The sequence below is a fragment of the Vibrio sp. 1CM2L genome (assembly GCF_023161695.1).
GTDB classification, from domain to species: domain Bacteria; phylum Pseudomonadota; class Gammaproteobacteria; order Enterobacterales; family Vibrionaceae; genus Vibrio; species Vibrio coralliirubri.
In genome coordinates, this window is the sequence record NZ_JALNTT010000006.1 from 235,280 (window position 1) to 259,253 (window position 23,974).

General features: G+C 46.5%; 5 protein-coding genes. 3 read left to right on the top strand and 2 right to left on the bottom strand.

The window, feature by feature from the left end:
* Positions 1-179: 179 nt before the first annotated feature.
* From MSG34_RS19255 to MSG34_RS19265, 3 genes are all read left to right on the top strand, one after another.
* Positions 180-1,769: a response regulator gene (locus tag MSG34_RS19255; RefSeq protein ID WP_050633258.1), complete on the top strand. Its 1,590-nt coding sequence runs from the start codon at positions 180-182 to the stop codon at positions 1,767-1,769.
* Positions 1,763-2,095, top strand: coding sequence for an Hpt domain-containing protein (locus MSG34_RS19260; RefSeq protein WP_048608496.1), 333 nt, complete (start codon positions 1,763-1,765; stop codon positions 2,093-2,095). The genes MSG34_RS19255 and MSG34_RS19260 overlap by 7 nt, the downstream gene beginning before the upstream one ends.
* A gap of 411 nt (positions 2,096-2,506) precedes the next feature.
* The gene (locus tag MSG34_RS19265) at positions 2,507-3,403 is read left to right on the top strand and encodes a sigma-70 family RNA polymerase sigma factor (protein WP_248339096.1); all 897 of its coding nucleotides are present in this window, start codon (positions 2,507-2,509) and stop codon (positions 3,401-3,403) included.
* Positions 3,404-3,576: 173 nt separating this feature from the next.
* Here the strand turns inward: MSG34_RS19265 and MSG34_RS19270 are convergent, their stop codons facing one another.
* Complete coding sequence (locus MSG34_RS19270) at positions 3,577-3,930, bottom strand: hypothetical protein (RefSeq protein ID WP_017072193.1); 354 nt, start codon at positions 3,928-3,930, stop codon at positions 3,577-3,579.
* A gap of 214 nt (positions 3,931-4,144) precedes the next feature.
* Positions 4,145-23,974: tandem-95 repeat protein (locus MSG34_RS19275; RefSeq protein WP_248339097.1), on the bottom strand; the 19,830-nt coding region annotated here is incomplete at its 5' end.

Consider the following 23,974-nt stretch of genomic DNA (forward strand, 5'->3'; position numbering starts at 1 on the left):
TTTTTTATTTCTAAAACACGTATAACCCCACAAAAACCAGGTAAAAGTAACCTGCGTTTGAAGGATTTCATAAATGTTTTAATTACCAATAGTTTATTGAGTGTTTGTATGTGATATAGGCACCTTGACAATGTGCAACTTGACACCTAGATTAAAAATAACATTTGGTATTGAGGAAAATGGATTTGACCTTACCACCTGACCTACGAGTTTTAATTGTCGACGACTCCAAGAGTGCAACTATTCTAATAAAGCAGCAACTCTCGAGCTTGGGCATTTCACATGATTGCATCTTTATTGCGACCGACTATCGACAAGCCATTAAAGCGGTCGAGACGCACTCTTTTCATGTACTCCTCATTGACTACCACTTAGAACAGTCTTTTACTGGCTTTGAGCTGTTGGGTATTCTGTATCGAAATCGCCTGATAGACCATACTGTGGCAACAATCTTGCTCTCTGGGGATATGCGTCAGGAAACAGTATTAACCGCCCTTTCAGGTGAAGCACACCACTTCGTTTCTAAACCGATTAATACTCAAACGTTGGGTAAAAAGATCCAAAGTGCCGTGTCCGTTTCGAAGAAGCTCACCCAACTGAATGATTTATATCCAATTGCCAGTCAAGAGAGATTAGCTCAAGCTTTGGCGATCTCCCCTAATGGTACTAGCGTCCAGTTCGAAGCGACATTGATTGAACATTTAATTGCAGGTAAGAAATGGCAGTTACTCACTAGCGTCATTAACAACTCGAAAACCAACATGCACCCAACAAAATTGGTGGCTGAGGCGCTCGTTCTCGACAGCTTAGGCAAGCCAAATTTAGCCATAGATAAGCTCCACAATTTTCTGATAGCGCAGCCACTCTCATTGAGCGTGATTGACTGCTTAAGCTGTATCTATGAAAAACACAAGATGCTGCTGCCTGCTCTTAAATTGGCGATTCGTGCATTTGAGATGACACCGAGTATCAGCCATCGTGCAATCAGGGCCATCGACTTAGCTGAGAACGCAGATAACACACATATGATCATAAAGTTAGGTGAAATGTATGCTACCCACATTTCAGCTGCTGACATCGATGTCATCCATTCCATTGGTGCGCACTTTAATTCGTTAAAAGCAACGTATCAACGCGAGACGCAGCTAAAGTACAAACGTATTTTGCTTGAGCACGCCAACCAATTCACCGAGTTGGTAAACCTGAAACTTCCGGTAAAACAACAGCAGCAAGTTTTGGCCAGCCTTGCCCTATTTCAGAGCAGCATATTGCTCATCGAAAATAGCCCTCAGGTTGCCCACAAAAAAGTGATTAGAGCTTCGACCCTGTTAGCGAATAATTTCCAAAGCCAACCGACTTACTTGCTCGCTCAACTATTACCACTGCTCGTCCACTTTGGTGAGTACTCTCTTTATCACTTAGCAGTGGAATGCCTAAAATCTCGGGGAGAAGCAGTAAGTCACAAACTTGAGTCCAAAAATGTCGACCCTTCAACGTGTATAAACATTGAAAACTTTGGGTCGATCCAAGAATTAAAGGACTACATTCACAGTTACCCATATTCAGTTGCCGCCAAACTTGACTATATATATGCCGTCCATAAAGCTCATATAGATGAGAAACTTAGCGACGACTATTTAGAAGAAATCTTACAATTAGAACTTCCTCCAAAATGGAACCAATGGATTAGTGATTCATCACGGTATGGTTTTTCCACTAAGCCGCCTAGCCCATTTTCAACATGCAGCCGACAGGAGTCCACATGCTAGACTTTGATGCTTTAAACGCCTATTTAGACAACGACAGAGAAGTCATTTACGCCGTTTTGTCTACATATCAAGAAGACCATGGCAATTCGCTACAAGAGATCGAAGAGTTGGTTCAACAAAAAGATTGGGGCAAGCTTCATTTTACCGTGCACACCTTAAAAGGCATCTTAGCCAGTTTTGGGGAAGAAACGGCGACTGTTGCATTAGAAAGAGTTGAACAAAACACACTCAATAAGCTTGCGCCGCAAGCTGATGATCTTTCCGTTATCTACAGCGAAATGAAGATCATTAATCAACAAATTGATGAGGTTCTTAGCACTTATTAGTCGATAGAATTAAGACGTGCGTGGCGATACTTAATAGCCGATACAGCTAAAAGAGTTGAGGTACTTGGAAACATTGAACCTCAACTCTTACCATTTTTTCATCATATCCCTTCTCAATTATAGATCTAACCCACACCTATAAATTCACGGAATTTATCTAGGCAAAGCAATACATAACACATGCTTTATAAACCAGCCATCTTGATGTTTTAAATGAAAAACCAACACACTGGATGAGATGCAAAATAGTTAAATATTTGTAGATCTTTTTGTGACGTAAACATACGAAATTGCATTTTATTTATTGGTAAAGAAGAAACTGTTATCTACACTCTAATGAAACCAAGCGTTAATCACTTGGTGGCATAATAATAAAATAAAACGTTCAGTCGGCTAGATAAGGACAAGGAAATGAACAACGATAGTTTTGCTGCGTTTCAGGGGCTCACGGATGAAACACCCATTACCGAATCATTTTCTACCAGTGCAGACCCTTATGCTCATTATCTGAAAGATATTGTTGGCATTGATCTGCTGTCGCGTGAAGATGAAGTGTATTACGCAAAATTGAATCGCGCGGGTGATAAAAAAGCGCGTGATGTTATGATCGAATCAAACCTGCGCCTTGTTGTGAAAATCGCAAAGAGTTACCTAAAACGTAAAGGTAATAATTTCACCCTGCTCGACCTAATCGAGGAAGGCAACATTGGCTTGATTAAGGCCATCGACAAATACGATCCAGAACCAGGTTATCGTTTTTCAACCTATGCTGTTTGGTGGATCCGCGAAAACATTGAAGCCGCACTGATGAACACGGGTCGAACCGTTCGATTGCCAGCCCACGTGTGTAAAGAAATAAACAGCCTCGCCTCAAAAAAGCTCGATGTAAGCAAAAAAATGAGTAAAGAGGTTTCAATTTCTGAGCTATCAGACAGTTCTGGTGTTAAGGCCGAACGCGTCGATCAATTGGTGGCGTTAAGCGGGTTTATTGACGTGACGACAACGGTTGGAACTAGCCATGCGCCTATGGTTCTTGATCAATGCGAAAGTGAATATATCCCCGACCCTCAACAAGATTGTGAAGATCAATCCTTTACCCAAGCTCTAGAACAAATCATCCATACACTTCCTCCAAAATTACAAAAGGTGCTAATCCACCGTTTTGGTTTCTTTGATAACAACGTGAAAACGCTGTCTGAGGTCGGAAAAATGTTGGATGTGAATGTTTCTAATGAACGTGTTAGACAAATGCAGAAAGAAGCGGTCGAGAGAATTCAAAAACGACTCAAATTTGATGGTTGGGTGTAAGTCGTAACCCAGTTGAGAATTAGTTGAAAATAACGTAAGTAAAACAAAGATCCTTTAGGGTGAGCCTCCAAGCTTGCCCTTTTTGTTTGCCTGATTCGCTAGAAAAACAAAAAGATCTTAAGCACACAAACCCAAAGTCGCTAATGGCGAAGGAAAATTGCCACAGCATTAACTTACCTTAGAGAAGTGACTCGCTCACTGCGCAAAATGAGATAATTGATATAAGTGGTTTCAAGACAATCTTGTTCCCACACTGATAAAATCCGTTTGGCCGCAAAATAATAATCTTTGTTTCTCAACAGCATCCCAACGGTGCGGCTAAGCTTTTCAAATCGAACGTGATCGCTCGCAGAGATGTAGTCATCTTCACTTTCAATAATCGGTGCTAAACCATCAGCAAACCAATTATTCAATATTTCTCGCATCTCTAATTCGGACTCAGGCACATCCACACTCGACAACTCACGATGTTGAGGTGGTGGCACTATGTACTTCGACGCTTGCGGTGAACTGACATAACGATACATGTCGCCCCTCCTGTCTAACTGACCCTTCTAATAATTAAGGACATATTTACCTGTTCTCAAGTTTATTTAGCGAAACAAACAACAAAAAAAACAAATAAAAAAAAGCCATGTATCAATAACTCTACATGGCTTTAATGAGGGCAACTTTACGCTGCCCTATCTCCTTGTTGGCTTAGACTAAATGTCGGTTTAGACTAAAACTAAGCTCTCTCGATTAAATCGAGCTTTGGTCGAAGTCGTTGCCTTGATCAGTTCCAGTTTGAGAATCTGAATCGAAGCTTCCAGAGTCGTCCGTGAAGTCAACACCTTGGTCTTGACCACCTGAACTTGTCCAGTCGCTGCCACCAGATTCCATACCCGCCATGTCCGGTTGCTGTTCTTGCGTAGAACCTTGCATGGTGTATTGATCATCAACCTCAACTTCAACAGAACCGCTAGCACCGTCTATTGAGCTACCCAATTCGTCGTAACCTTGGAATTGGATCTCGCTAGTACCTTCGTAACCTTCTGGTAGTTCGACAGATACAGGCTGCTCTAGGTTGCCACTGATTGTGAAGCTACCATCACCGTTATCCAGTGCGTTGCTCACAGTAGCGCCTTCAGGTAAGCCAGACATATCAGCGTAATCAACCGATTCGTTACCACTCACCTCATCTGGAATCGAGATAGAGATGGTATCGCCCGGTGCCGCGGTTACATCTGCTGTACTGTCTTCAGTTTCAGCATCTTGAGCTTGGTCATCAGCTTGTTGAGCCACTTCCACTTGTTGCTCTTCTGTTGCTTGAGCAGCTTGGACTTGTGGTTCATCACTTTGCACTGATTCATCGGCTACTTGGATACTTACACTGTGGCTTGATACTTCACCGCCGTCGTTAACTTCAACATTCATCGCTAAGTTGCCATCGAAGTCTTCGTTCGGCCAGTAAGTCCACTCACCTTCACCTGATTCGGCAAAGAAGCCAGCATCGTTCGCGTCTGCAACATCAACAACTTGTGCAGAATCACTCACGCCCAATTCATCCACCAGCTGTGCATCCGTGATAGTTAGTGAACCATCATCAGCTAAGGCATAACCTTCGCTCGCCGCTGCTTCATCTCCGCCTTGGATATCCACATTGAAGAAGCTTTCGATGCGATTTTCGCCATCGGTCGCTATAAACCCAACTTGAACATCACCGGTGTAGTCTTCAGCAGGAGTGAATTGATAGTTACCTTGGTTATCGCTCTCAATTACGCCCTGACCTTCCATCAAGCTTACTGACTCAATGCTCAAGCTGTCGCCTTCTGCATCGCTCAGGTTCGCTAACATGTCTTCATCAGTGAACGATAAGGTGGCATCCGCTGCGATTTCCGTCGTCGTGATGCTGTTAACTTCTGGTGCTGCATTCTCTTGTGAGTCGCCTTCTTTCACGACTACGCCAGTTTGCTCATCATGAAGCACGCCATCTTTATCAACCACGTAAGCAATGTCTGCTTCGCCAGTAAAGCCTGGTGCTGGTGTGAACGTCCAAGTGCCATCGCCATTATCGACAATCTCACCTTGGCTGCGGTCGGCAAGATGAACCAGTTTCACTTCATCATCGCTGTCTGCATCCACATTCTCAGCCAAACCAATTAGGTCGTCCGCCGTTAGGATGATGGAATCACCCGCTACGGTCTCGAAATCACCCGTATCGATGCCATCATCAAACGCTTCTGGCTCATCTCCGTAATCAACGGTTGTTGCACTTACGGTTACGAAGAACTCACCATGGAAGTCTTCAGGAGGCGTCATTTGAATGTTTGAGATATCCCAGTCGAACAGGTCGATGTATTGACCCGGTTCGGTAATCATCACGGTATTCACACCATCGGTTACCTCGAATCCAACAGGGAAACCTGTCATCACCAAGTTACTTAGTGTTTCTGAGTCATCGACTAGGCCAACGTTCAGTCCCAAGTGACCTGTTTCATCTTCACCGAAGACTAATGGACCGTCATGGTCGGTGGTAATTACCGCACCATCTGCAACTGGACGTACGAACACAGGAACATCAAGAACCGTCTCAAACTCACCGTCACTTACGACAACTTGTAGGTCAGAAACGCCTGAGAAGTCGCCTGTTGGTGTGAATGTCCAAGTACCATCACCGTTGTCTGTTACTTCTCCGCCATCTTCACCGTCTGCGGTGATAATGCGAGAAACAACAAGGTCAGCGGTATCAATGTCACCGAACAAGTTCATCAAGTCGCCAGCATCGAAAGTGAACGCGCCATCTTCGTTTGTGGTCATCATTGCGTTGCCGACGTTGAATGGTGCGTCGTTAACCGGAATGACATCCACATTCAGCGAGCCATCAACCACTTCTTCACCGTCAGTAGCTTGATAACCCAGTTCTACTAAGCCATTGAAGTCTTGAGTAGTCACTAAGTGATACATGCCGTCTGGTTGCTGAGTTAAGGTCGCGTTCGCTGGAGCTCGAACTGTGATGCTTTCAATGCTGATCTCGTCGCCATCAAGATCTGTAACTTGACCCGCGATGTAAGCAGGGTCAATCACCATGACCACATCTTCTTCGCCTTGCATCTCAATGGTTGGCGCTTCAGGTGCATCATTCACTGGCGTAACATCGATGTTGCCGTCGACTGAAATAGTCTCTTGACCGTCGCTAACGTTAAACGTCATCGGCACATCGCCATTGAAGTTTTCGTTTGGCGTAAATGACCAAGTACCATCTTCGTTGTCTAGCAACTCACCTAAGCTAGGGTCGATTTGTAGACCAGAAGCCGACAGCTCGTCTGCGGTGTTATCGATGTCGGTAGCTTGAGCTAACAACATGTCTTGTGTGATAAGAATGGTGCTGTCTTCGGCTGTGGTTAGTTTCACATCCTCAGACTCAGGTCCATCATTCACAGCCAGAACTTCGATTCCTGCCGTTGTTGTTGCAGTTGCACCGTCATCATCGGTTACAACCACATCTAGGCTAATATCACCATTAAAGTTCTCGTTTGGCGTGAAGGTCACAGACCCGTTATCGTTTTGAACCAAGGTGCCGTCAGAGCCTGAGTAAGTCACGCTTTCAAGCGACACTTCACCATCAACGTCAGAGCTATTAGCAATTAACTGCTCAGGGCTGATTGTGATGGTGCCATCTTCGTTCATTTGGTAAGACGTAGAACCCGCTACCGGCGCATCGTTAACATCCGTTACCGTCACACCAATATTGGCATCGACTGTCTCAGTGCCATCAGTCACTGTGAAGCCTAGGTTGACATCGCCATTGAAGTTCTCGTTCGGAGCAAAACTATAAGTGCCATCACCGTTATCCGTGAATACACCTTCTGCGCCCGTGTAAGACACATCCGTGATAGACAAGTCATCGCCGTCAATGTCTGCAGAACCTGCTAATAGGTCTGCATCCGTGAAGATTAGCGTTCCATCTTCCTCAACGGTAAAGTTTTGGTCTTCTGCTGTTGGTAGGTCATTGACTGGGTTAACCGTTAGGTCGACGCCAGCTTGAACAGTTTCAAGGCCATCTGACACATCGAAGCTCAAATCAATGTCACCGTTGAAATCAGCATCCGGCATGATAGTAAATGAACCATCTTCGTTTGCTGTGACGGTTGCATTGTCACCCGCGGATAGGTTGCTTGCGGTCAGTGCATCACCATCAACATCCGATGCGTTCGCCAACAACTGCTCTTGAGATAGCGTAATTGAACCATCTTCATCAACCGAGTAAGCCACGTTTCCGGCCACTGGTGCGTCGTTAACTGCAATAACTTCAATACCAGCGGTGGTTTGAGCCGTTGCACCGTCGTCATCAATAACCGTCACATCAAGGTTGATGTCGCCGTTAAAGTTTTCGTTTGGTGCGAACGTTACCGAACCATCTTCATTTTGAACCAAGATACCGTCTGCACCTGAGTAGCTCACGCTATCAAGCGACACTTCACCGTCCACATCGGAGCTATTAGCAATCAACTGCTCAGGGCTCAATGTGATGGTGCCATCTTCGTTCATTTGGTAAGACGTTGCGCCTGCCACTGGTGCATCGTTAACGTCTGTTACCGTTACGTCGATGTTTGCATCAACCGTCTCTGTACCGTCAGATACTGAGAAGTCTAGACTTACCTCACCATTGAAGTTCTCGTTCGGTGCAAAGGTGTAAGTGCCATCGCCATTGTCGGTGAACACACCCTCTGCGCCAGTGTAAGACACGTCGGCAACTGAAAGCTCATCACCATCAATATCAGAAGCACCCGCTAGCAGTTGCTCGTCTGTAAAGGTAAGTGAACCGTCTTCTTCAATGGTGTAAGCGACATCTTCTACAACTGCGATGTCATTCACTGGATTCACAGTAAGGTCGGCCGTTGCAACAACCGTTTCAGTACCATCAGAAAGGTCGAAGCTTAGGTCAATATCGCCATTGAAATCGGCATCCGGGGTAATGGTAAATGAACCATCATCGTTTGCCGTAACGGTCGCGTTATCACCCGCGGTTAGGTTTGCAGCGGTAAGATCATCGCCGTCCACATCCGATGCTTGAGCAAGCAGTTGCTCTTGGCTTAGCGTGATTGAACCATCTTCATCCACTGAGTAAGCCAAGTCACCTGATACTGGTGCGTCGTTGACTGCTATAACATCTATTCCCGCAGTCGTTTGAGCGGTTGCACCGTCTTCATCTGCAACGGTTACATCTAGGCTGACATTGCCGTTGAAGTTTTCATTTGGTGCGAAGCTGTAAGTACCATCACCATTGTCAGTGAAGATACCGTCTGCGCCTGAGTAGGAAACGTCGCTAACGGATACATCACCTTCAATATCTGAGCTGTTCGCAAGAAGCTGCGCTTCATTGATGGTAATCACGTTATCTTCGTCAACGCTGTAGGTCGTTGAACCTGCAACTGGCAAGTCGTTAACAGCAATGACGTCGATACCTGCGGTTGTTTCAGCGGTTGCGCCATCTTCATCCATAACAGAAACATCAAGACTGATGTCACCGTTAAAGTTTTCGTTTGGAGCAAAGGTATAAGTACCATCACCATTATCAGTGAATACACCATCAGTGCCGCCGTAGCTTACATCGCTGACAAACACTTCCCCTTCAACATCCGAGCTATTCGCCAGAAGTTGTGCATCGCTTAGGGTGATGCTGCCGTCTTCTTCAACGCTGTAAGTTGTAGATCCCGCTACCGGTACGTCATTGATTGGAACAACTTGAACATCAATATTCGCCGATACAACATCAGTACCATCACTCACATCGTAAGTTAGGTCGACATTACCATTGAAGTTCTCGTTTGGCGCAAAGGTGTAAGTACCATCGCCATTATCCGTGAACACACCGTCTGTGCCTTCGTAGTTAACCGACTCGACAGAAAGGTCATCGCCGTCAATATCCGTTGCACCAGCCAATAGCTGTTCATCGGTAAAGGTTAGCGAGCCATCTTCATTAATGGTGTAGTCGTGGTCGTAGATTACAGACAGGTCGTTAACTGCTGTTACGGTCACGTCTAGTTCCGCTGGAGTAACCCCACCGTTACCATCGTCTACGTTGTAGCTAATCGAGAATTCACCATTGAAGTTCTCTTCCGGTGTAATGGTGTAAGTACCGTCACCATTGTCAGTGATAAGAGCGTTCTCAATGGAAACATCTCCAACACTTGGTTCGTTTCCGCCCGTATCACCAGAGTCATCACCTTCATCGCCGGTTAGCAATTCAGAGATATCAATGCCGTTTTCATTCGCAAGCGCTTCTTCTGCCGTTGGCAAGTCGAACGCATTTTGAGTGCCGACATCTTGGCTTGGAACAATGATGCCATTCACGATATCGAATACATGCCAGTGGTCACCTGATGGGTTATCAGATAAATCCGGGCTGAAGGTTTCAACCAATGTATCGCCTACAAACACCTGAACTTGTACATCTTCAACACCATCTACATCCCAACTTCTGTTGGTGTAGTTGTGAACTGAATAGTGCATGTCAGCATCTTGGTAGTTTGGAATGGTAATGGTTTCAGGACCATGGCCATTAACATCATCAACATCTTGTTGAACAAGGTTACCTTCACCAAGATCATGGCTCATGTCGCGGTAGTAAATATGGTCTAGCTCATTGCCATTCTCTGTATCGTATAGCCATAAGTGGTTATCCATATCTCGAGGACTTTCACCCCAAGTCACCACGATACGCATATCTGTTTCTTCAAGTACTTCAGATATAGCGGTTACGCCACCATTCACATCTTCGCCCGCAGGGACAAGGAAGCTACTGGTGATTGAACCTTCTTGCTCAATGGTAACCGTGCCTTGGTCAACGACTGAACCTGTAACAGAGTAGTTACCTGAATCATCCGTTACTGTGGTGTAGCTATTGCCAGCACTGTCGGTCAAGGTGACTTCCGCACCAGACACTGGATTACTGGTTTCAGCATCCAACACGGTACCGGTTACGGTTGTTTCATCGCCCTGCTCTCCAATAATTGCGGTCATGTCATCGTCTTCGATGTCAGTCGCGAATTGTAGGAGCTCTTCTTGAGTAATGGTGTATGAACCATCTTCTTCAATGGTTATCGCCACATCAGCAGAAACAATTGGCGCGTCGTTAACTGGGTCAACGGTTAAGCCTAAGTTAGCGGCAATTGGAGTGTCGCCATCGCTGATGCTGTAGGCAACGTCTATGTAGCCATTGAAGTTTTCGCTTGGAGTGATAGAGAACGTACCATCGCCGTTATCGACAATCGTTGCATCGTCACCCACTAAGGTTAAGTCGGAAGCGACAAGGTCATCGCCCTCAATATCAGCGGCATTCGCAAGTAACTGCTCCTGCGTAATAGTGATGACATTATCTTCATCAACGTTCGCGTAAACATCAGATGTCGTTGGCAAGTCATTGACTGGGTTTACCGTCAGATCGGCGTTCGCCACAATTGACTCAGTACCGTCCGAAATATCAAAGCTTAGGTCGATATCGCCATTGAAGTTCGCATCTGGCGTTACCGTAAAGGTGCCATCGCCATTATCAACAACGGTTGCATTATCGCCTGCGCTTAGGTTGCTTGCGGTCAGGTCATCGCCATCCACATCAGAGGCTTGAGATAGCAACTGCTCTTGAGTCAGAGTAATCGAACCATCTTCATCAATGCTGTATGCCAAGTCACCCGATACTGGTGGATCGTTAATTGGAAGAACATCAATACTTGCGTTGGTGGCTACTGTCGCACCGTCTTCATCTGTCACCACTACATCTAGGCTAACATCGCCATCAAAGTTTGCATTTGGTGCAAAGCTGAATGTGCCGTTACCGTTGTCAGTAAAGATACCGTCAGCGCCTGTGTAAGTAACGCTATCAATCGCCACTTCGCCTTCAATATCCGAAGAGTTCGCCAACAGTTGATCTGCACTGATGGTGATAACTTCATCTTCGTTGACTGAGTAACTGGTTGAGCCTGCGATTGGCGGATCGTTCACCTCAAGTACGGTGATTCCCGCTGTGGTCGCTTCTGTTGCCCCTTCTTCATCGGTAACAACAACCGCTAAGCTCACATCACCATTGAAGTTCTCGTTTGGAGAGAAGGTGTAAGTGCCGTCACCGTTGTCTTCGAACACACCATCACTGCCAGTGTAAGTCACGCTATCAATCGCAACCTCACCTTCAATATCTGAAGAGTTGGCTAATAGCTGTTCGTTACTGATCGTGATTGAGTTATCTTCATGCACAGTGTAAGACGTACTACCCGCTACAGGTGGATCGTTCTCAGGCGTCACGCTCACATCAATGTTGGCTTGAACCGTATCCGTGCCATCTGACACATCAAAGCTGAAGTTCACATCACCATTGAAGTTCTCGTTTGGCGCAAAGCTGTAGCTTCCGTCACCATTGTCGGTAAGCACACCATCAGCACCCGTGTATGTCACACCTTCGACTGTTAGATCATCACCTTCAACATCCGTTGCACCCGTTAACAGGTCAGCGTCAGTGAAGTTAAGAACCCCATCTTCACCAATAGTGAATGCTTGATCTTGCAACTCTGGCGCATCATTGACAGGTGTTACCGTCAAGTCTAGGCCAGCAGCAACCATGTCTTCCCCATCGGTGACATCGTAACTAAATTCGATATTACCGTTGAAGTTTTCACTCGGTGTAATGGTGAAACTGCCATCGTCGTTCATTTGAACGGTCGCATTTTCATCATTGGTGGTTAGGTTGATTGCTGATAGGTCATCACCATCAATGTCGACAGCGTGCTCTAGCAACTGCTCTTGAGTTAGCGTGATGCTATTATCTTCGGCCGTAACGGCACTGATATCACCGTCAACCTCTGGAGCATCGTTCGCTGGAGAGATATGAATAGTCACATCTTGTGTTGCCGTTGCGGTGGTGCCCGTATCAACATCAGTCGATGTCGCATTAACGGTTAGAACCACATCCCCATTGAAGTCACTTGAAGGGGTAAACTCTAGCCCTTCTAGCTCGCCAGGTTGCAATGACCAAGTGCCATCACCGTTATCGGTACCTGCAGAAAGTGAGCTACCTTCTGGCACATCTTCAATCAAGATAGCGAGGTTTTCTGAGCCATCGGTATCGGTTAGCGCCGCATCAATATCAAGTGGTACAGGTGTATCTTCAGTACCAATGATTTGGTAATCCGCGTCAGACACTGTGATTTCGATGTTATCGATACCAAACGACTCGTCAATCACGCTTTGATTCAGAGTTGAACCGAAGCCTAATTCAAGTTGGCCGTCTTCAACGGGTACCGTTAGGTTGATTTGGTGTGCTTGGTCGTTCCAACCACTGAAACCTTCACCTTGCGATACGCCGTGAACCACTTCACCGACTTCATTGCCCGCTGAATCGTACAACGTTGTCGTGCCATCTTCAGTACGGAACGCTGAGTTATCTAACGAGGTAAGCTCTTCGCCACCGACAAAGATTTGGAAGGACTCACCATCCCATGAGTCAATTTCGTAGAAGTTGAACGAGATATTAACTTCGCTCACATCACTTGGAATATCGTAAGTTTTGCTTACGGCCTCCTCGCCACCAGTGCCACCAATACGACCTAGCATGTCACCAGATTCGAAGCCTTGTGAGCTTTCAGTGCCTGTATTCCAGCCGTTTGAGCCAGACTCGAAGTTGTCTGAAGCAATCACTAGGTCAGAAGCAATCGACAGCTCTGGCATATCAACCACAGATTGAACATCAATTGTCGCTTCTGCTGGTACTGTCGCGGTACCGTCATTCACGTCGAACGTCACATTCACATTGCCGTCGAAGTTTTCATTCGGAGCGAATGTGTAAGTGCCGTCACCGTTATCAACCAAAGTACCGCTATCTGAAGCCACATTTTCAACCGATAGGTTATCGCCATCAATGTCGCCCGCATTTTGCAGCAGTTGTTCTTCAGTGAAGGTAAAGCTGGTGTCTTCTTGAGTCACAAATTGTGGCTCACCGACTGTTGGCAAGTCATTAACGGGGTTAACCGTTAGGTCAGCCGTTGCTTGAAGCGTCGCATCACCATCGGTAATGTCGAAGTTCAAATCAATGTCGCCATTGAAGTTAGCATCTGGCGTGATAGTGAAACTACCATCATCGTTTGCTGTAACTGTCGCATCACCCCCAACGGTTAGGTTAGCCGCTGTTAAGTCATCGCCGTCAACATCACTCGCTTGAGCAAGTAATTGCTCTTGGCTCAAGGTAATTGAACCATCTTCGTCCACGCTGTACGCCAAGTCGCCCGATACCGGAGCATCGTTAACAGGCAGAACATCTATGCTTGCGTTAGTCGCTACGGTTGCGCCTTCTTCATCAGTAACGACAACATCAAGGCTTACATCGCCATCGAAGTTAGCGTTAGGTGCGAAGCTGAATGTTCCGTCACCATTGTCGGTAAAGATACCGTCTGAACCTGTGTAGTTAACGCTATCAATCGCCACTTCACCTTCGATATCAGAAGCGTTCGCCAACAGTTGCTCTGAACTGATGGTGATAACTTCGTCCTCGTTGACTGAGTAGCTGGTTGAGCCTGCGATTGGTGGATCGTTCACCTCAAGTACAGTAATACCCGCGGTGGTCGCTTCAGTTGCGCCCTCTTCATCAGTAACGACGACATCAAGGCTAACTTCGCCGTTGAAGTTTTCGTTCGGTGAGAAGGTGTAAGTACCGTCACCATTGTCTTCAAAGACACCGTCAGCGCCAGTGTAAGTCACGCTATCGACTGCCACATCACCTTCAATGTCCGAAGAGTTAGCAAGTAACTGTTCGTCACTGATGGTAATTGAGTTGTCTTCATGAACGGTGTAAGACGTGCTACCTGCAACCGGTGGATCGTTCTCTGGTGTCACGCTGACATCAATGTTGGCTTGAACCGTATCCGTGCCATCTGACACATCAAAGTTGAAGTTCACATCACCATTGAAGTTTTCGTTTGGCGCAAAGCTGTAGCTTCCGTCGCCATTATCAGTAAGAACGCCGTCGGCACCTGTGTAAGTAACGCCTTCAACCGATAGGTCATCTCCATCAATGTCGGTCGCACCTGTCAGCAAGTCTTCATCAGTGAAGTTCAAGATGCCGTCTTCGCCGATGCTGAACGTTTGATCTTGTGGTTGTGGAAGGTCATTAACTGGATTCACGGTTAGGTCAGCCGTCGCAACCAGCGTATCTGTACCGTCGCTAATGTCGAACGTTAGGTCAATGTCACCATTGAAGTTCGCATCAGGCGTAATGGTAAAGCTGCCGTCATCGTTAGCAACAACCGTCGCGTCTCCATCAACAATCAAGTTAGAAGCAGTAAGGTCGTCGCCATCTACATCACTCGCTTGAGAAAGAAGCTGCTCTTGGCTCAAGGTAATCGAACCGTCTTCCTCAACACTGTATGCTAGGTCGCCTGATACTGGTACATCGTTGATTGGTAATACATCAACCGTAATAAACGTATCAACTTGAGCGCCGTCTTCATCTTGAATGGTCACATCCAACTGCACTTGGCCGTTGAAGTTTTCATTCGGTGCGAAGCTACATGTACCGTCACCATTGATTGAGAAGATGCCGTCTGGACCGTCGTAGTTGATCTCAACAAGCTCAACATCACCTTCAATATCAGATGCATTCAGCAGAACTTGAGACTCACTGAAAGTCAGTACTGAATCTTCATCGATAGTGTATGACGTTGGGCCAGCAACTGGCGGATCGTTCACTTCTAGAACCGTAATGCCCGCTGTAGTCGATACGGCTGCATCGTCTTCATCCACAACAACCACATCAAGGCTAACTTCGCCATTGAAGTTCTCGTTTGGAGAGAAGGTATATGTACCGTCGCCGTTGATTTCTAGAACACCGTCACTACCACTGTAAGTCACGCTATCAATCGCCACTTCACCTTCGATATCCGAAGAGTTCGCTAGCAATTGTTCGTTACTGATCGTAATAGAGTTGTCTTCATGAACCGTGTAAGACGTGCTACCCGCAACCGGTGGATCATTCTCTGGCGTCACGCTCACATCAATGTTAGCGGTTACCGTATCGGTACCATCTGATACATTGAACGAGAAGTTCACATCGCCATTGAAGTTTTCATTTGGTGCGAAGCTGTATGTGCCATCGCCATTGTCGGTTAGGACACCGTCTGCGCCAGTGTAAGTTACACCTTCAACACTTAGGTCGTCCCCTTCAATGTCCGTCGCACCTGTTAATAGGTCTTGGTCATTGAAAGTTAACACGCCATCTTCGCCGACTGTGAATGTCTGGTCTTGTGCTTCTGGACCATCGTTCACTGGTGAAACCGTTAGCTCTAGGTTGGTAGAGACAACATCATCACCATCAGATACATCAAACGTAAAGCTAACATCGCCATTGAAATCAGCATCTGGCGTTAATGTGTACGTACCATCACCGTTATCGGTAATCGTAACGCTCTCATCATCGGTTGCTAAATTCAGAGCCGTCAGCTGATCGCCATCTAAATCGCGTGCATTAGCTAATAGGTCTTCTTGCGTAATGATGATTGAACCATCTTCTTCAACCGTTGCAGAAACCGGAAGTGCTTCAGGTACGTGCTCAATGTGCGCGCCTGTCGCGTTAATGTAGATGGTTTGAGAGACCGTTTCAGAATCATCATTCGATAGCTCTGTTGCGGTTGCCGTTACATGAACTTCAAGCTGTTCGTTGAAGTCTTCTGGTAGCTGAATTTGTAGTGCATTTTCGATAGCCGTTGTTGGTAAGTTCACCGTACCATCAGGGCCAACCGTCACTTCACCGCTGTAGATTTGGCTGTTCACTTCACCGACATCGATTGTGAAGTTGAAATCTGTGTAGTCAGCATCACCGCCGCCATACAAATCTTCAAAGCCGTAAACCAGCTCGCCGTCTTCATTAACCGTCGTGCGAGTATGTTCGATACCATCTTGGTTTAGCTGAGAGCTTGAACCACCATGGAAGATCGCGTCACCATTCTGGCCTTGAATCACGGTCTCGGTTCCATCTGCCGCAACAAAGACAAGTTGAGGATCAACCGTATCCATGTTCGCAGGTGAACCATCCTCAGCACGGAACTCATACTGACCGTCTTGCATCGCATCAAAGTCGTTGTGCTGATGTCCGTTTGGAATTAAGAACAGGTTAAAGCTTTCGCCTTCCGCAACTTGGAAGCTGAACTGTTCTTGCCCAGGAACAAGGTCACCACCACCATCGACTTGTGAGGCATTCTCGTAGACGATTTCAACGCCCGTGATGTTGCCGTCTTCGTCAACTTTGTAGTAACCCGCTGTGTTTTCGTAACCAGCCGTCTCACCCTCAAATGTGACTGTGATTTCAGTATCGTTGTAACTGGTGATACCGTTGTCTTGGTTATTAATTACCCCTTCGTTATCGTAGGTAATCACTGAGCCTTCAGGCACACCATCAACCGTTACCGTCAGTGTTTCTGATAGATCTTGGTCTACTAGCGCAGCCGCAATATTAAGCTCAACAATGCCGCCTGGCTCAACCAGAATTGCTTCATCATCAACGTTGACACCATCGCCATCCGTGATAACTAAGTCAGGCGCATCAGCTACGGCTTCAATGTGAACATTGATGTCTTGTTCAACTTCATCTGTACCGTCTGTCACCGTAAAGCTGAACTGTAGGTCGCCACTGAAGTGCTCTTCAGGAACGAAGCTGAACGTGCCGTCACCATTGTCGGTGACTGTGCCTTCATCGCCAGAGTAATTGATGCTAGTAACGCTTAGGTCGTCGCCATCAATATCAATCGCACCACTCAACAGATCCTCTTGAGTGAACAGGATGCTGCCATCTTCTTCAATGTGGTACATGCCTGGAGCAACAATTGGAATGTCATTCACCGGATTAACGGTCAATGTCATATCATTAGACGTGCTCAGCTCACCGTCGCTCACCTCATAAGTGAATGCGATATCACCATTGAAGTTTTCAGAAGGTGTCACTGTGTACGTGCCATCACCGTTGTCGACAATGCTGGCGTTCGGATCATTGGTTTCAAGCGAAGTAGCAAACAGCTCATCGCCATCTTGGTCGCTCGCGTTCTCCAGCAGCATTTCTTGTGTGACGAGGATAGAACCATCTTCGTCGACATCAGCCACCATTGGCGTCGCTTCTGGCGCATCGTTGACGAACTCAACTTTTAGGTCGATGTTTGCGGCAACCACATCCGTGCCATCGCTCACATCAAACGCTAAGTCAACATTACCGAAGAAGCCCTGCTCTGGTGTTAATGTGTATGTTCCGTCGCCATTGTCTGTGACTTCTACCGTGTCGCTTGCACTCGTCACATTCACAACTGACAGTTCATCACCTTCAACGTCTGTCGCTTGTGCCAGTAACTCAGCTTCGGTAATAGTAATCGCTTGACCATCTTCCGTAGTGAAAGACATGTCAGGCACGTCTGGCGCATCATTGATTGGATTTACGGTTAGGTTGAGGTCAGCGGCAACAGTTTCGATCGCGTCAGTGACATCGTAAGTAAATTCAATCTCACCAAAGAAATCTGCACTTGGTGTAATCGTGAAGCTACCGTCTGGATTTTCTACAACAACCGCATTTGGATCGTTGGTCGCAAAGTTAACCGCTTCAAGGTTATCGCCATCTACATCGGTTGCATTCGCTAACAGATCCTCTTGAGTAATAGTGATTGAACCATCTTCATCAACAGCGGCTTCAATTGGACCACTCACCTCAGGGCCTTCATTGACAATTTCAACGTCGACTCTTGCTGTACTTGGTGCGCTTGCTTGCCCGTCACTGATATCGAAAGTCAGATTCACTTCACCATAGAAGTCTTCTGCAGGTTCGAAGGTAAAGGTATTATCACCGTTATCCGTTAAGGTACCTTGCGTTTGGTCTGCAAGTAATAGGTTTTCAACATGAAGAATGTCGCCATCAACATCGGTCGCGCCAGACAATAGGTCTTTCGCTTCGATGATCATGGAGCCGTTTTCAAGCATTTGGGTGTGCAATGGCTCACCCGGAACCGGCACATCATTGACCGGTACAACCGTTAGGTCTAGATGCGTTGCAACTTCATCAGTACCATCAAACACCTTGTAGTCGATGTCGATTTCACCATTGAAGTTTTCATTCGGCATGAACGTAAACGTACCATCACCGTTATCAACTAGCTCACCGTTGTCACCACCGTAAGTGATGTCAGAAATAGACAGCGTATCGCCTTCCACATCTGTGGTGTTCGCTAGCAAGTCATCCGCACTGAACGTGATACCTTCATCTTCGTCTGTCGATAGAACAATCGGGCCAGAAACGATTGGCGCATCGTTCACGGATTCGAAGTTGATGTTGATGATGTTGCTGTCTGTCAGCTCACCATCCGTAACTTGGTAACCGAGTTCGATTTCACCATGGAAGTTTTCATCCGGTGTTACCGTCCAAGTACCATCACCATTATCGGTGAGTGTTGCATGCTCTGAGTTTTCACCCACTAGCTCGAGATTCTGAATATCGAGGTCGTCGCCATCAATATCAGATGCTTGCGCCAGTAGTTGTTCTTCGGTAATCACAACCGAAGCAAACTGTGCAGAACCATCGGTATCGACAGTAATATTCGGAAGTTCAGCCGTTAGCTCGATTTCGTTGTCACCCGCATGGATATTCAACTCAACCGTTTCGGTGATCTCTGAACCATCAACACCAATCGATGTAAACACGGCTTCATCATGACAAGTTTGTGACACTGTCATGTTTTGAACCACGTAAGTACCATTACCTTGCACGGTACCAAGTTCAAAGTAAGACACCGGCTCATTTACCGTAAGCGTATAGTCCGTTTCGTAATTGCTACGGTCTTCTTTGTGGTAAGTCATCGAATCGATTAACTCACCATCATCGTTGAACGCGCGAATTTCCACTTCAGTAAAGTGACGAGACTCTTCCATGAACCAGCCACCCAAACCATCAAGGTGGAAGCTGATTTCATTGATGTCTTGACCTTCAACCGAAACGGTCAGTTTCTCATCACCACTTAAGCCTTGGCGGTCTGTATCACCAATACCGTGACCAATGTGGGTGTTACCATTCCAGGCACCAAGAGGATCATCGTTACTTTGAACGGTTACTGTTAAGTCGCCATCCGAGAACTCACGAGTATAAGGGTCGACTTCTGTACCCCAATCGTCCACGCTCGCGTTATCGTCAAACGTACCGATTTGCGTGGTGTGTGTACCGTTAGCCAATGCGTCATCATTTGGAATAAAGCGTACTTCTGTGTCAGCAGGAACTTCTTGTCCTACTTCCAGCACCACCCATTCGTCATTCACATTCGCTTCAATGATGCCGTTTTCTGGCGCTTGGTCTAAACGTAGTGCTGGCTCTTCACGAAGTGTTACACCAACTGTTTGGTCTTCTTGGGCTTGAATGAAGATTTCATCGCCCGCTTCCGGCGCATCGTTGACAGGATTAACCGTCAAGTCGAGTGTCGTCAGAACTTCATTCTCACCATCACTGATGTTGTATGTGAAGTCCAACTCGCCATTGAAGTTTTCTGTGTGCGTAATGGTGAATGAACCATCGTCATTAGCAACAATTGTCGCATCTGGATCGTTGGTTTGTAGGTTAGATGCCGTTAGATCATCACCTTCAACGTCCGTTGCGTTCGCTAGCAACTGCTCTTGAGTAATGGTAATTGCGTTATCTTCATCGACTTCAGCCTGAATGCCCGAAGTTTCAGGTCCATCATTCACAGCAATAACATCGATGCCAGCGGTTGTGGTTGCGGTTGCACCATCTTCGTCAACGACAACAACGTCTAGTGAAATATCACCATCGAAGTTTTCATTTGGCGTAAAGGTGTAAGTACCATTGCCATTATCAACAAAAGAGCCGTCATCACCGGAGTAAGTTACTCCAGACAATGATACATCGCCTTCTACATCGGAAGAGTTTGCCAATAGTTGCTCATCACTGATCGTGATTTGGCCATCTTCTTGAACTGTGTAAGATGTCGAGCCCGCAACCGGTGGATCATTCTCAGGCGTTACGCTGACATCAATAACAGCTGATGTTGAATCAGTACCGTCAGAGACATCGAATGAGAATTGAACATCACCATTGAAGTTCTCGTTTGGAGCAAAGCTATATGTGCCGTCGCCATTATCGCTAAGAACACCATCTGCACCTGTGTAGAGCACGTTTTCAATCGACAATTCATCACCATCAATATCCGACGCGCCTGCAAGCAGGTCAGCATCGGTGAAGAGTAACGTACCGTCTTCTTCAATCGTGAACTGTTGATCTTGCGCTTGTGGCAAGTCATTAACCGGATTCACGGTAATGTCTAGGCCAACTTGAACTGAACCACCATCGTTATCGATGATATCGAAGTTCAGGTCTAGGTCACCGTTGTAGTCGGCGTTAGCTGTGATGGTGTAGCTGCCATCATCATTGTGTTGGATGGTCGCATTTTCATCAGTAGATAGGTTGATAGCTTCTAAGTTGTCGCTATCGATATCACCTGCTCGTGCTAGCAATTGCTCTTGGCTTAGCGTGATGGAGCTATCTTCATTGATGGTGTAAGCCAAATCGCCCGATACTGGCGCATCATTGATTGGCAATACATCAACGTTAATGTGTGTTTCAACCGTTGCGCCATCTTCATCTTGAATGGTCACACCCAGTTGTACTTGACCATTGAAGTTTTCGTTGGGTGCAAAGCTGCATGTACCATCGCCATTTACAGTGAAGATACCGTCAGAGCCATCGTAGTTAATGCCAACGAGTTCTACATCGCCTTCGACATCCGAAGCATTCACAAGAATCTGAGATTCACTGAACGTCAGAACCGAATCTTCGTCAATGGTGTATGACGTTGGACCCGCAACCGGTGGATCATTCACTTCTAGAACGGTAATGCCCGCGGTGGTTTCATCAATCGAACCGTCTTCATCGGCAACAATCACATCAAGGCTGATATCGCCACTGAAGTTTTCATTAGGAAGGAAGGTGTAACTGCCGTCACCATTATCTTGGAACACACCATCTGTGCCGCTGTAAGTTACGCTGTCAACCGACACGGCACCTTCAACATCAGAAGAGTTTGCAAGCAACTGTTCATCAGAGATTGTGATGGCATTGTCTTCATTGACCATGTATGAGGTTGAACCCGCAACTGGCGGATCGTTCTCAGGCGTCACACTCACATCAATATTAGCGCTGACTGTTTCTGTGCCATCAGACACATCGAAACTGAAGTTCACATCGCCATTGAAGTTTTCATTTGGCGCAAAGGTATAAGTACCATCACCGTGGTCGGTCAGTACGCCATCACCACCTGTATAGCTAATACCTTCAACGGTTAAGTCGTCGCCATCAATATCGGTGGCACCGGTAAGTAGGTCGGCATCTGTAAATTGAAGCGTACCGTCTTCTGCGATACTGAATTGTTGGTCTTGAGGAACCGGCAAGTCATTAACTGGGTTAACAGTAAGATCGGCGGTTGCTTGAACCGTGTCAGTACCATCAGTGATGTTGAATTGAATATCAATGTCACCATTGAAGTTCGCATCTGGAACGATGGTAAAGCTACCATCATCATTGGCGGTTACTGTTGCGTTACTATCTACCGTTAAGTCGCTTGCGGTTAGATCTTCGCCTTCAACATCGGACGCTTGAGACAACAGCTGATCTTGGCTCAGTGTGATTGAGCCATCTTCATTAACGTTGTATGCCAAATCACCGGATACTGGCGCATCATTGATTGGCAATACGTCAACATTGATGACGGTTTCAACCTCTGCACCATCTTCATCACGAATGGTCACATCAAGCTGAACTTGGCCATTAAAGTTCTCATTCGGAGCGAAGCTACAAGTGCCATCACCATTTACTGAGAAGATACCATCAGGGCCATCGTAGCTAATACCAACAAGCTCAACATCCCCTTCTACATCTGAGGCATTAAGCAACACTTGAGACTCACTGAAGGTCAGTACTGAGTCTTCATCAATGGTGTAAGACGTTGGGCCTGCAACTGGCGGATCGTTCACTTCAAGAACATTGATACCCGCAGTCGTCGCGTCGGTCGCACCATCTTCATCAGCAACAACCACATCCAGTGCAATTTCACCGCTGAAGTTCTCATTTGGTGAGAAGGTGTAAGTGCCGTTACCATTGATTTCTAAGACACCGTCGCTACCAGAGTAAGTCACGCTGTCTAGCGATACATCACCTTCAATATCTGAAGACGTTGCCAATAGTTGTGCATCAGAAATGGTAATCGAATTGTCTTCATTCACCGTGTAAGAAGTAGAACCCGCAACTGGAGGATCATTTTCCGGAGTCACGCTAACATCAATGTTTGCAGACACGGTATCTGTACCGTCTGACACATCGAAGCTAAAGCTCACATCGCCATTAAAGTTTTCGTTTGGAGCAAAGCTATATGAGCCCTCACCCAAGTCAGTCAGTACGCCATCAGTGCCTTCATAAGTGATGCCCTCAACCGTCAGGTTATCACTTTCAATGTCCGTTGCGCCTGTTAATAGGTCGGCATCGGTGAAGATTAACGTGCCGTCTTCTTCAACGCTGAACTGTTGATCTTGTGGTACTGGCAGGTCATTTACTGGGTTAACGGTTAAGTCTGCAGAGGCTTGAACCGTATTAGTGCCATCTGAGATATCAAAGCTGATATCGATGTCGCCATTGAAGTTCTCATCTGGCGTAATAGTGAAACTGCCGTCGTCGTTAGCTACAACCGTTGCATCACCGCCGACCGTTAAGTCGCTTGCGGTTAGATCATCGCCTTCCACATCAGACGCTTGCGATAGAAGCTGCTCTTGGCTTAGACGAATCGAGCCGTCTTCATCGATTGAGTACGCTAGGTCACCCGATACAGGCGCATCATCAACCGCAGTTACGCTCACATCAATATTCGCAGACACCGTATCGGTGCCATCTGACACGTCAAAGCCGAAGTTTACATCGCCATTGAAGTTTTCATTCGGAGCGAAGGTGTAAGTTCCGTTACCGTTGTCGGTCAGGATACCGTCGCCACCGTCGTAGGTCACACCTTCAACCGTTAGGTTGTCACCTTCAATATCTGTAGCACCGGTTAACAGATCTGCATCGGTAAAGATGAGCGTGCCATCTTCTTCAACGCTGAACTGTTGATCTTGAGGTACTGGTAAATCGTTAACTGGATTAACGGTCAGGTCAGCTGAAGCTTGAACGGTGTTAGTACCATCTGAGATATCGAAGTTGATATCAATGTCACCATTGAAGTTCTCATCTGGTGTGATGGTGAAACTGCCATCATCATTTTGAGTAACTGTTGCATCGCCGTCAACCGTAAGGTCGCTGGCTGTCAGGTCATCGCCTTCTACATCAGACGCTTGCGATAGAAGCTGCTCTTGGCTTAGACGAATCGAACCGTCTTCGTCGATTGAGTACGCCAGGTCACCAGAGACAGGTGCATCATCAACCGCTGTTACGCTTACGTCGATGTTTGCTGACACCGTATCGGTACCATCTGACACATCAAAGCCGAAGTTTACGTCGCCATTGAAGTTTTCATTCGGAGCAAAGGTGTACGT